General features: G+C 38.4%; 7 protein-coding genes. 6 read left to right on the top strand and 1 reads right to left on the bottom strand.

Annotated features, from left to right (window positions below):
* Window positions 1-205: 205 nt before the first annotated feature.
* The 3 genes from tsaB to F9B76_RS04625 all read left to right on the top strand — a co-directional run bounded on the left by tsaB (window position 206) and on the right by F9B76_RS04625 (window position 4,767).
* Window positions 206-1,525, top strand: coding sequence for a tRNA (adenosine(37)-N6)-threonylcarbamoyltransferase complex dimerization subunit type 1 TsaB (gene tsaB, locus F9B76_RS04635; RefSeq protein WP_159991059.1), 1,320 nt, complete (start codon window positions 206-208; stop codon window positions 1,523-1,525).
* Window positions 1,522-2,508, top strand: coding sequence for a uracil-DNA glycosylase family protein (locus tag F9B76_RS04630; RefSeq protein ID WP_159991058.1), 987 nt, complete (start codon window positions 1,522-1,524; stop codon window positions 2,506-2,508). The genes tsaB and F9B76_RS04630 overlap by 4 nt, the downstream gene beginning before the upstream one ends.
* A gap of 735 nt (window positions 2,509-3,243) precedes the next feature.
* Entirely contained in the window at window positions 3,244-4,767 is a 1,524-nt protein-coding gene (locus tag F9B76_RS04625; protein ID WP_159991057.1) for an IS1634 family transposase, read from the top strand.
* A gap of 273 nt (window positions 4,768-5,040) precedes the next feature.
* Here the strand turns inward: F9B76_RS04625 and lplT are convergent, their stop codons facing one another.
* The gene (gene lplT / locus F9B76_RS04620; protein WP_159991056.1) at window positions 5,041-6,354 is read right to left on the bottom strand and encodes a lysophospholipid transporter LplT; all 1,314 of its coding nucleotides are present in this window, start codon (window positions 6,352-6,354) and stop codon (window positions 5,041-5,043) included.
* A gap of 139 nt (window positions 6,355-6,493) precedes the next feature.
* Between lplT and smc the strand changes: the two genes are divergently transcribed.
* From smc to ligA, 3 genes are all read left to right on the top strand, one after another.
* Window positions 6,494-10,021, top strand: a complete 3,528-nt coding sequence (gene smc / locus F9B76_RS04615; protein ID WP_159991055.1) for a chromosome segregation protein SMC — start codon at window positions 6,494-6,496, stop codon at window positions 10,019-10,021.
* Between the two features lie 17 nt (window positions 10,022-10,038).
* A complete protein-coding gene (locus F9B76_RS04610; protein ID WP_159991054.1) occupies window positions 10,039-11,082 on the top strand; it encodes a cell division protein ZipA C-terminal FtsZ-binding domain-containing protein in 1,044 nt (347 codons plus the stop codon).
* A gap of 137 nt (window positions 11,083-11,219) precedes the next feature.
* A complete protein-coding gene (gene ligA, locus F9B76_RS04605) occupies window positions 11,220-13,253 on the top strand; it encodes an NAD-dependent DNA ligase LigA (protein WP_159991053.1) in 2,034 nt (677 codons plus the stop codon).
* Window positions 13,254-13,331 lie beyond the last annotated feature (78 nt).

Genomic DNA, 13,331 nt, shown 5'->3' with positions numbered 1-13,331 from the left:
CATTAGTTCTATGTTACATAAAAGCAATAATATTTTCCATTTCTTATAGCAAAAAACAAACAGACAGTAACTCTCTGAAATGTTTAATTATTTTAATATTGAAATATTGTAAAAAGAGTTAGGTATAAAAAGCTGTTTTCTATGGTGAAATCTATTGTTCTGCTACAATGATAGGTTCAGTCTATTACGCTTTGATACATCAAAAATGGTTAATTTTATTGCAATTGAAAATGCGGCTAATGGTGCAAGTGTTGCTCTTCTTCAAGAGGTAAATGGTGAACAAACGATAAAATATGCCGCTCATCATGATGAAGGGAAAAATGCAGAACAAGTATTACCCATGATAGATGAGCTGTTGGGGCAGGCAAATTTAAGCAAAAAAGATTTACATGGTGTTGTTTTTTCTCAAGGGCCAGGAGGGTTTACAGGGTTGAGAGTAGCCTGTGGTTTAGCACAAGGTTTAGCACTTGGTTTAAGTTTACCAATTATCCCTGTGAGTTCTTTAGAAGCCAGTGCTGTATTATCACAGTCATTGATTGAGGATGGTTTCTTAGTGGTTGCTTTAGATGCACGAATGCAAGAGGTTTATTTAGCCGTCTATCAAATAACAAATGGAGGCTTGGTAGAAGCCCCTGTACTTGCTCCAACACTGATGCAAGCACAAGATGTTATCCCGTGGATACAGCAACAGTTGCCCGTATGGTGTTTACTGTATCGTAAAGTGATTAAAACTGTTTCTATTGGTGTAACAGGTAATGCTGTGCAAGCATACCCTGATGCGTTTGTTTTACCTTCAACACAATGGGTAGCAGGTACAACAGCATGGGCAAATGCGGATACTTTAGTGCAGATTGGTTATGCTAAATTTAAAAAAGGTTTTCAGGCAGCAGTAGAAGATTTAGCCCCTTTATATTTGCGAGATAAGGTAGCATTTACGATAGAAGAAAGAGAGTCTGGTATGGGAGGAAATCCCAAAATAGCACTTCCTGTACAAGATGAAGTAACACAACAATTAGCTGAATTAGCCAATACCTTAATGTTGAAAGATTATTGGATTCGTCCTTTGAAAATAAGTGATTTACCAGCGGTGATGGCAATTGAGGAAAAAGCACATTTAACCCCTTGGACAGAAGGTATGTTTATGGCTGCTTTTATGCATATCCATTACCATTCTTGGGCATTGGTGAATGCTGATAATGACGTATTAGCCTACGCGGTGCAATTAGTTGATCCTGATGTGGTCAATTTAATGACTATTGCTGTTGCACCTTGTTTACAGGGGCAAGGCTTAGGAACATTATTATTAACATGGCTAGAGTGTTATATTGCTTCTCAACCTAAACCCCCTTATCAGCAACTTTTAGAAGTGCGCGTTTCTAATACGTCTGCTTTAGCACTATATCAACGTTTTGGTTATGAGCAGATCGGTATCCGTAAGCGTTATTATGATACTGCTGATGGAGGAAAAGAAGATGCCTTGGTGTTACAAAAACAGATTAAACCCTCTGTAAAGGATATGGTATGACTCAAACACCTTTATCAGCCATTCAGGTTCAGTGGTTAAAATCACTAGGGGTAGAGATGCTCTGGGGGAAACCTCTTGTTCCTACGCAAGTGAATATTGATAATGTAGAAAAAGCCATTTCTTTACCAACTGGTGTATCTATAGGTGGTACTACACAAGAGAATGCAGAAACTGCTCATCAAGCCAGTGTTAGCACATCAACTTCATCACCTGCTGTTGAGCATGAGGGTATTGCACTGATCAAACGCTCTTCTCCAGAGGGAAAAACAAAGTCAGGTCGTTTGGTACGTGAAGAGCAATCGCCGTTTAAGAAAATTATTCATGATATTCAAGGCAAGCAACATGCTTATCATCGTCAGCTTAGAGAAAATCAGTCAGCAAATGGTTTAGCTGTACCTGTTAGCCATGCACAAACATGGGATGCTTTGGCAAATGATATTAGTCGGTATTATCAAGAATGGGGATGGATAACGCAAGGTAGTGAGGTATTAATGGGGCAACAAGGGGATAAGCCTTGTTCTCTAATGATTATTGATGAAATGCCAAGTACGGAAGATTTTATAGCTGGAGAGCTATTTTCAGGTAGTAGTGGGCAATTATTAGAGAATATGCTTAAACCTTTAGGGTTAGGGAAGTCATCTGTGGCAATGACGAGTCTTTTAAAAGTTCCTTTGAGTGGAGAGGTATTGTCTTCTCATTATACGCAGAATCTTCCTTTTTTACGGATGCAAATTCAGTGGTTACAACCTCGGTGTATTTGGTTATTAGGAAGTCGTATTGCACAGCCGTTTTTATCGGATGTGTCTTTACAAATGGATGTGTTACGGTCAAAGACTTGGTTTTATCCTTTAAATGAAACACAGCAAGTGCCTGTAATTGTGAGCCATCATCCTAGTCTTGTTTTATTAAATACGGAGTTAAAGGCTGATATATGGGAAGACTTACAAAAGGTGGATAAGATATTGAAAGGGGTTGACGGTTAATATTTTTCAGTGCTTATTTTTTAGGTATCAATTACATTTATCTTTATAAAAGCCCTGCAAATAATGTTGAGTCGCTCGAACAGTTGCTCGCTCTGCTCGCAAAACTCGCTTTGTCAATCATTATTTCTCCGTGCTTTTAGAAAAATATATTATTTCCTTTTTATAAAAAAGAAGTTTAAGTGCTTATTTTTTAGGTATCAATTACATTTATCTTTATAAAAGCCCTGCAAATAATGTTGAGTCGCTCGAACAGTTGCTCGCTCTGCTCGCAAAACTCGCTTTGTCAATCATTATTTCTCCGTGCTTTTAGAAAAATATATTATTTCCTTTTTATAAAAAAGAAGTTTAAGTGCTTATTTTTTAGGTATCAATTACATTTATCTTTATAAAAGCCCTACAAATAATGTTGAGTCGCTCGAACAGTTGTTCGCTCTGCTCGCAAAACTCGCTTGGTCAATCATTATTTCTCCGTGCTTTTAAGAAAATACATTTTTTGTGAAAAATACGTTTAAATATTTATTTTTTAGGTATTAATTAAATTGTATTTATGAATGTCCAAAAATACTACAAAAAAGCAATAAAAAGCGTAATTATCAATATAAAAAAGGACTAATAAAAACCATTAGTCCTTTTCCTGTTTTCGTCACTTTTTTCGGGTCACCCATTGAGTTTTGTTTAAAATCAATAGGTTAGGTTAAAATAGAGGGTGATTTAGGGTGACCCAAGATATATTCCATGTTTATTCGAGAGAAGAAAAATAAATCAGGAAGTGTTAGTATTCAAATACTTAGCAAAGAAAATGGACGTAATGTTTTACTTAAAACAATGGGTTCCGCCACAAAGCGTCCAGAAATAGAAGCCCTAAAATTACAAGCCCAACACTACATGGATGAACTCAAACACCAACCCTCCTTACTGATGACAGAGCAAGATGAACAGATTGTAAAAATGATTCAAACACTCAGTAATAGTGATGTCAGTATGGCTGGTCCAGAGCTTATTTTTGGACGTATCTATGATTGGATTGGTTTTAATCAAATCAAAAATGACCTATTTCGTCATCTTGTCTTAGCTCGCCTAACCTTTCCTTTAAGTAAACTGAAAACCGTCAGTTATCTTGAACGTTACCAAGGGGTTCAATTAGAAATTAGTGCTATCTATCGTTTTTTAGATCAATTAGAAGACAAATATAAAGAGCAGTTAGAGCAAATTTCTTTTATGCATACAAAACGTATGTTAGATAATCAAATTCATATTGTGTTCTATGATATGACAACATTACACTTTGAAACGGAAGATGAGGATGATTTACGTCGTACAGGGTTCTCTAAGGTAGGCAAACATACACATCCTCAGATTTATCTGGGGTTGTTGGTGGGTCAGCAGGGTTATCCTATTGCCTATGATATTTATGAGGGTAAAAGCTATGAGGGCAATACGTTAATTCCTTTTATTGAGCGAATACGTCAGAAATTTAATCTGCATAAGCCAGTAGTGGTTGCTGATAGTGGTTTACTATCCAAACACAATCTTATCCACTTAGAAACCCTTGGCTATCCATATATTATTGGTGCAAGAATTAAATCAGAGAATGAACAACTGAAACAGGCTATGCTTGCTTACTATCCCTATAATGATAATCAAATCATTGAATTAGATAAAGAGGGAAAGCGTTTAATAGTGCATTACAGCCATGAGAGAGCCTATCGTGATGCAGATAATCGCCGAAAGGGGCTTGAACGCTTAGAGAAACGTATCCGAACAGGACAATTGACAAAGGGACATCTTAATAAGAGAGGATACAATAAATACTTACGCTTGCAAGGAGAGCTCAGTATAGAGATTGATTATGAAAAATTTATACAAGATAAAAGATGGGATGGATTAAAAGGTTATATAACGAATACAACATTACCCCCTAAAGAATTACTCGCCCATTATGGACAGTTATGGCAAATAGAACGAGCCTTCCGTATTTCAAAAACAGATTTACGGATACATCCTATTTACCACCGTTTAGAACATCGAATTCGTGCTCATATTGCTTTAGTATTTGCTGCCTATAGTATCAGTAAAACATTGGAAACGGTTTTAAAAAAGGAACACTCTACACTCTCGTTAAAACGGGCAAGTGAAATCACACAAACTATGTATCAGGTTGATATTATGCTTCCTGATTTAAAACAAAAGCAAAAAATCCTTTTAGAAATGGATAAAGAACAACAAGAATTGTTGGCTATTTGTCAAAAATATTTTTAGGGTGACCCAATGACGAAGACAGGAGTTGTTCGCTCTGCTCGCAAAACTCGCTTGGTCAATCATTATTTCTCCGTGCTTTTAAGAAAATACATTTTTTGTGAAAAATACGTTTAAATATTTATTTTTTAGGTATTAATTAAATTGTATTTATGAATGTCCAAAAATACTACAAAAAAGCAATAAAAAGCGTAATTATCAATATAAAAAAGGACTAATAAAAACCATTAGTCCTTTTGTTTTAAATCAATACTATTTATTATTTAAATATATTTTCTAGTGATAAGATTGTGATTTGCCATGTCCTGTATCACCAATTTCAGCAAAGGCTTCGGGATATTTACGTTGATTTTTTTTGCTAAAGACAATCACAATATACATAAGGGTAGCAACAATGCAGCCAAAGATAATAATAATGGTATTGATATGTAGATCTAAACTGACCATAATGCCATAAACAAGTACCATAATTAGAATATTTAATTGCTCATTAAAGTTTTGTACGGCAATAGAGTGTCCTGCCGATAATAATACGTGTCCACGGTGTTGGAGAAGGGCATTCATTGGGACAACGAATAAACCTGATAATGCACCCACTAGAATCAGTACAGCATAGACTGCCCAGTTTTCTTTGACAATCACCATCAACATAACGCTAAGCCCCATGATGACACCCACAGGAAGAACACAGAGTGCTTTTTCTAGTGGAATGCGACTAGCAAGTATAGATCCAAGAATCGTCCCAATGGCAGCAATACCCATTAAGTAAGAGGATGAGGCAACATCTAAGCCGAGGTGATCGGTTCCCCACTTTAATACGACTAACTGAATAACTGCACCTGCTCCCCAGAAGAGTGTGGTGACAGCAAGAGAAATTTGCCCTACTTTATCTTTCCATAAAATCATGACATAGCGAGCAAAGGTTTTGGTTAGTACAATAGGGTTAGTTGGTTGTTTGGGATATTTATAATTGGTTGATGGAATCAAAAGATTGCAAATGGCAGCAGCAATATAGATAAACCCAATTAAAATAATGGCAATTTCTGCGGGTGTTTCTTTAAAGGGTTGGAATATATCAAATTGCAAGAACCATTGTGTCGCTCCTTGGCTAATTAATACGCCACCTAGGACAAAACCAAGAATAATAGAAAGTACGGTTAATCCTTCAATCCACCCATTGCCTTTGACAAGGTCTTTAGGGGGAAGTAGTTCGGTGACAATACCATATTTAGCAGGTGAGTAGGCGGCGGCACCAATACCGACTAAGGTATAGGCAAGACAGATAATTGTTGTTTGTAATTCTGTATGGTGACTAGCTATTGTTCCCGAGAGAAACATTAGTAAGCAGCCTGTGATTTTGATGGCATTTGTGACAAACATGACTCTTCCTTTAGGAAATGAGTCTGCAAATGCTCCTACAAATGCCGCTAAAATCACATACGATGCTGCAAATGACCATTTGAGTAGGGCATCTAACCAAGCGGGGCCTGAAAGCTGATGAATTAATGCAATTGCGGCAATAAATAAAGCATTATCGGCTAGAGATGATAATGCTTGAGCGACCATAACAGTAAAAAAACCTTTTTTCAAAATATCCCCGTTCGTGTAGTAATGTCGATTTTTAAAAATATATCGGGTTATTATATTGTTTTAAGGCGAAGGGGTGAAAAATTCTGCCATTTTTTTTAAAATTCAGGTTTATGTTATTTTTTCTGTTAATGGATTATTTGTGCGATTAACTCAAATTAAACTATCTGGCTTTAAGTCCTTTGTAGATACTACCGTGATTCCTGTGCCTAGCCAATTGGTGGGTGTTGTTGGTCCAAATGGATGTGGAAAGTCGAATATTATTGATGCTGTACGTTGGGTGCTGGGTGAAACAAAAGCATCAGAATTGCGTGGTGAGTCCATGCAAGACGTAATTTTTAATGGTTCAGGTAATCGTAAACCAGCTGGGCGTGCTGCAGTTGAGCTTGTTTTTGATAATTCAGAGGGACGAGCGGTTGGTCAATGGAGCACTTATGCAGAGATTGCGGTACGCCGTGTACTGACGCGTGATGGCACAAGTAACTACTTTATTAACAATCAGCAAGTCCGCCGTAAAGATGTGCATGATATATTTTTAGGAACGGGTTTAGGGGCGAGAGGTTATGCTATTATTGGGCAGGGTATGATTAATCGCTTGATTGAAGCAAAGCCTGAAGAATTACGTGTGTATCTTGAGGAAGCCGCAGGGGTTTCTCGTTATAAAGAGCGCCGCCGTGAAACAGAAAATCGTTTATCTGATACGCGAGAGAACTTATTACGCGTTGAAGATATTCAAAGTGAATTAGAAAAACAATTAACACGCTTGGAAGCACAAGCTGAGGTGGCTAATCGTTATCGAGGCTTACAAGAAGAGGGTGAAAAAAAACAATTTGCCCTATGGTTAAACCGTGAAGAAAATGCTTTGCAAGATCAACAACGCAAGGCAGCAGAGATTGAAGCGGCACAAACGGCATTTGAAGAAGCCATGGCATCACTACGTGCTATTGAAAGCGAAGTAGAAACCCACCGTCAAGCCCATTATCAAGCCAGTGATACTGTACAAAAGGCACAAACAGCTTTTTTTGAAGCAAATAGTGCGGTTATTTCTTTAGAATCGGATATTCGCCATGTGGTGGATTCTCGTACTCGATTGAGTAGTCAGAAAACACAATTAAACCTTAAAATTCAAGAATGGCAGGATCAGTTTACGCATTGTGAAGCGCAAATTGTGCAGGTAGAAGAAGAGCTAGCGATGAGTAGTGAGCGTTTAGAAGATGCTCGCTTAACAGAGGAATCCTATCAAGAGCAATTACCTGCTTTGGAAATGCAGTTAAGAGAAGCTAGTCAAGCAAGAGAGCAGATGCGTACAGTGCTGACGGGTATCGAACAAAATTTAGCTTTAATAGGACAACAGCAACAAGATGCTAATCGTCAGCTACAGCAATTAATTTTACGTCAAGAACGCTTGGAAAAAGAGAAAAAAGCACTGGATACACCAGATAAAGAACAGCTTGAAGAGCTTAGTATCCAACGTGAAATAGCACAAGAGAAAGTAGAGCTTGCTCAAGCGAATTTATTGGAGATAGAGACTAAAGTACAACAGGCAGATGAAACACGTCAGCAAGTACAGCAACAAGCGCAAGAGGAAGCACAGCATCTCGGTAAATTAGAGGCACGTTATAATGCTTTGGTATCGTTACAGGAAGATGTTCAATCAAAAGGTGCTTTAGAGCCTTGGTTACAAAAAAATGAGCTAAATCGCTATGCTCGATTATGGCAGTCAGTGCATATTGAAACGGGTTGGGAAACTGCATTAGAGTCTGTTTTACGAGAGCGTATGACTGCTTTACAGGTTCATCAACTAGATATGGTGGCAGGGTTTGCTTTTGACCCACCTCCTGCTCGTTTAGCCTTTTATAGTAAACCTACTGTACAGCCCTTGCCTGTTGCCCCAACGGGATTGACTGCTTTGTCGTCCTTAGTGAGAACACAGGATAGTGAATTAAAATCACTACTGGCACAGTGGTTATCAGGGGTTTATATTATTGATGATTTATCAACTGCTCTAAAACTTCGTACACAGTTACAAGAAGGTGCGTTGTTTATTGTCAAAGAAGGGCATATGGTTGATCGCTATGGTGTCTATTTCTATGCGGCAGAATCAGAACAAGCGGGTATGTTGGTACGTCAGCAAGAAATCGAAAATCTACAGAAAGAAATTCGTGCTGCACAAATGAAAGCAGACCAATCTCTGGATGCATCTGTACGAGCAGAGCAACACTATCAGCAAATTGTACAAACCCTATCCAGCGCTCGTCAGCAAGTTGCTGAATCAACGCGGGTAGTGCATGATATGCAATTAACCTATACACAGATGCAAAGTCGTGTAGAGCAATCCAATACGTTAAATCAACGTTTAAATGATGATTTAGCTGAGACAGAGGCACAGATTGAATCGTTCCAGATGGTATTGGCAACGTGTGAAGAGAAATTTGAACAATTAGATATTCAGCTTGGTGAAGAGCAAACACGTTATGCTGAGGCACAAATATCAGGTGAAGATATTGATGCCAAAGCAGATACTTTACGCCGTCAAATAAGTGATGCTGGTCGTCAGGTACAGGAAATTCAGTTTAATCAGCGTAGTCTGCAAGCACGTATAGAAGAGTTAAAACGTAATCGTGATTTATCACAGCATCAAATAGAGCAATCACGGACAGAATTAGAAAACTTAGAGGCTGAATTATTTGAGTTTGATGAGGAAGCAACGCGTAGTGGTTTAGAAGCAGCTCTCTTAGTGCGTTCTGAAAAAGAGTCTATCTTGAGTGAGGCGCGTATTCATCAAGATAATTTAGCGGCGAGCTTACGTGAAAGTGATGAAAAAAGAATGAAGATTGAGCATTCTTTAGAGCCATTCCGTGAGAAAATTACTCAATTACGTATTGAAGAGCAGGCGGCAGTGAGTGCTGCAGGGCAGTTCTCAGAACAATTAGATTTACAAAATGTGGATCGAGAAGTCTTACGTGCTGAAATCAAGACAATGGGTGAGAACTGGCAAAAGATTTCTTGGTTACAGAGTGAAGTACAACGGATTACGCGCCAAATAGAGGCATTAGGTCCTGTTAATCTGGCGGCACTAGAAGAACTGAATGAAGCAACCACACGTAAAAATTTCTTAGATAGTCAGCATAGTGATTTGATTGAAGCGATTCATACCTTAGAAGATGCGATTCGTAAGATTGACCGAGAAACACGCGAGTTATTACAAGATACTTTTAATCAGGTAAATACTCATTTTGGTGAGCTTTTTCCTCGCTTATTTGGGGGTGGAGAAGCTAAGTTACGTATGACAGGTGATGAAATTCTTGATGCAGGCGTTCAGGTAATGGCACAACCTCCGGGCAAAAGAAATAGTACAATTCATTTATTGTCGGGTGGTGAAAAAGCACTAACGGCAACAGCACTGGTATTTGCTTTGTTTAAATTAAACCCTGCTCCATTCTGTTTATTAGATGAGGTAGATGCACCTTTAGATGATGCCAATACAGAGCGTTATGCAAATTTAGTATCAAGTATGAGTGATCAAACACAGTTTTTATTTATTTCTCATAATAAAATAGCTATGCAGATGGCAAAACAATTGGTTGGTGTTACGATGCAAGAACAAGGGGTTTCTCGTATTGTGGCTGTAGATATTGATTCTGCGGTTAAACTAATGGGTGATGCTTAATAGGATTTAGGAAGTATATGTCAAGTTTACAAATTAGTATTATTGTATTGGGATTATTAGCTATTCTTGGAGTAGTCGCTTATAACTATTGGCAAGAGAAAAAAGCACAGCAACGTATTAAAGAGCAGTTTCCTGCCTCTGAGCATGATGCACTGATGTCGGGTTTTCATGCGATTAATCCTAATGCTGAGTCGGTAGAGCCTGTTATTCATTTAGGTGATGATGTGGCAGAGTCTATTGTTAAAAAGCATGATGATGAATCACCTGATCCACTATGTGAAATGGTATTTGATATTGCTTTTCAGATGCCAGTATTAGGTTCGCATTTAATTAGTCATTTACAACCTTTACGTTTAGCTGGTCAAAAAACAATTCGCTATTTTGCTGAAACATCAGATGGTTTCCATCGTGCCAGAATTCAACCTAACGAGATGTATAGTTCCATTCAAATGGCGGTATTACTCGCTAATCGTAGCGGTGCTTTACAACCTGAAGAATGGGCGCGTGCAGTTGTTTATACAGATAATATTGCCCATGCTTTTGATGGTGTGATTGAATCACCAGATAAAGAAGAGTCTTTAGCACGTGCTGTTAAACTTGATGAACTATGTGCAGGTTTAGAAGCTCAAGTGGGTGTAAAACTCATGCTTGGTGGCACACAGCCTGTTAAAGCTATCCTGACGATTGCCCAACGTTTGGGCTATGTTGAATATGGGCAAGGTCATGTGTGGAAGCATGAGAATGGTAAACCATTATTTTTATTGTTATTAGGTGGTGAATTAAGTTCTATGGTGCATTCTGCAGGTGTTGATTATGTTGAATTACTGATTGATGTTCCCAATAGTCAGCAAATAGATAAACCCTTTAGCCATCTTGTAAAATGTGCCTATGAATTAGCGAAAGCCTTAAATGCGACTGTTGTTGATGATCAAGGTAATCCACTTAGTCAGGATAATCGAGCCATTGCGGTTATTGATGAACAATTGGCTCAGGTCTATGATAATTTGAGCAGTAGTGGGTTTACCGCAGGTTCAGAAAGAGCGGCTCGATTATTTAGTTAATGATTAAATAGTTTATTATTAAACAATTTTATTTTAGATAAAAAGCATTAACAGTTTTGTTGGATAGGCAAAAAGTTGTTAATGCTTTTTTAATCATTTATATTTTTATGGTTGTACTACCCCCTCAAGGAATAAAAATGGATATACAACAACGTCTTGAAGCTTTACGTAATGAAATCCGCCGTCATGATTATGCTTACTATGTTAAAGATGAACCAACCATTTCGGATTATGAGTATGATAGTTTAATGCAACAGTTAATGGCGCTTGAAGCAGCTCATCCTGAATTCATTACGTCAGATTCTCCTACCCAACGTGTGGGTGGTAAGCCATTAGAGGGATTTGAGACGATTCAGCATGCTCAAGCTATGTTGTCATTGGGTAATGTTTTTTCTGAAGAAGAATTAAGGGCATTTGATAAGCGAGTGAGAGAAGCACTTATTGCAGAGGGTTTATTATCGGTAGGGCAATTAGTTGAATATGATTGTGAACTTAAATTTGATGGTTTAGCCATGAGTTTACGTTATGAGAAAGGGGTATTAGTCAGTGCTGCTACACGAGGTGATGGACAAGTGGGAGAGGATGTAACGGCTAATATTCGTACGATGCGTTCTGTTCCTTTACATTTGAGTGGCCAATATCCTGAAGTATTAGAAGTACGAGGTGAGGTATTGATGAATCGTCAAGATTTTTTAGCCTTAAATGAACGTCAAGCAAAACTAGGGGAAAAAACATTTGTCAACCCCCGAAATGCGGCAGCAGGTAGTTTACGACAATTAGATCCTCGCATTACGGCTAAGCGACCTTTACGATTCTTTGCGTATGGTTGGGGAGAAATAAGTCCTAATCATCCTGTGGATATGGGTAATACACAATCGGATCGGTTAGCTTATTTATCTTCTATTGGTTTTATGGTGGCTAAGCAAAGAGAAACGGTTAATGGTGTAGAGGGACTATGGCAGTTTTTTCAACGTATTAGTACGATTCGTGCAGAATTACCGTTTGATATTGATGGTGTTGTTTATAAGGTTAATGCTTTAGATCAACAGCAAGCCTTAGGTTTTGTTTCTCGAGCGCCTCGTTTTGCGGTGGCACATAAATTTCCAGCAGAAGAAGCAACGACTGTTATCACTGATATTGATATTCAGGTAGGACGTACAGGAGCATTAACACCTGTTGCTCGATTAAAGCCTGTTTTTGTGGGTGGGGTAACGATTACAAATGCTACTTTGCATAATGAAGATGAAATTCGCCGCAAAGATATATGGATAGGTGATACAGTGATTGTACGGCGTGCTGGTGATGTCATACCTGAAGTGGTGCGTGTATTGTCTGAATTACGTCCTAGTACCGCTCGCCCTTTTGTGATGGTGGATCAATGTCCAGTCTGTCATTCTGCGGTAGAGCGTTTACCTGATGAAGCGGTAACACGTTGTACAGGTGGTTTGTTTTGTGAGGCACAGCGTAAGCAAAGTATTATGCATGCGGTAAGCCGTAAGGCATTGAATATCGATGGTTTTGGTGAGAAGTTAGCGATTCAGTTAGTAGATGTTGGATTGGTGCATTCGATTGCTGATGTGTATAAGCTAACGGTAGAGAAGTTGATTGGTTTAGATCGTATGGGACGAAAATCAGCTGAAAAATTAGTAGCAGCTATTGAGGCAAGTAAGCAGACAACGTTGGCTCGATTAATTTATTCATTGGGTATTCGTCATGTGGGTGAAGCAACGGCAAGAGATTTAGCTAATCATTTTGGACGTTTGGAGGCGTTATCACAGGCTTCTCAAGACGATTTACTGGCGGTGAATGATATTGGTCCTGTAGGGGCAGAATCGATTGTACGATTCTTTGCTGAACCGCATAATCAGGAAGTTATTCAGGCTTTATTGGTAGCTGGTGTGGTTGTGCAAGAGCTTGCTACGGTAGCAAGTGATGTTGTATCGCCATTGCAAGGTAAGACATTTGTTTTAACGGGGACTTTGCCTGTTTGGAAACGTGATGAGGCGGCTGCTTATATTCTACAAGCGGGTGGAAAGGTTAGTGGCTCGGTATCTAAGAAAACTGATTATGTGGTGGCAGGTGCTGATGCTGGGTCTAAGTTGGAAAAGGCGCAATCTTTAGGTGTAATGGTGATTGGTGAGGAGGAATTAAGGGCACTTTTGGGGATGTAATGGTACTATTACTTTTTAGTAAAAAATAGAGTTAAGTATTTTTCTATAAATTTTATAAAAATCATTAAAAAAGCACTA

Origin of the sequence: Pelistega ratti, assembly GCF_009833965.1 — a bacterium.
GTDB lineage: Bacteria > Pseudomonadota > Gammaproteobacteria > Burkholderiales > Burkholderiaceae_B > Taylorella > Taylorella ratti.
This window is presented reverse-complemented; position numbering and strand designations above follow the sequence as displayed.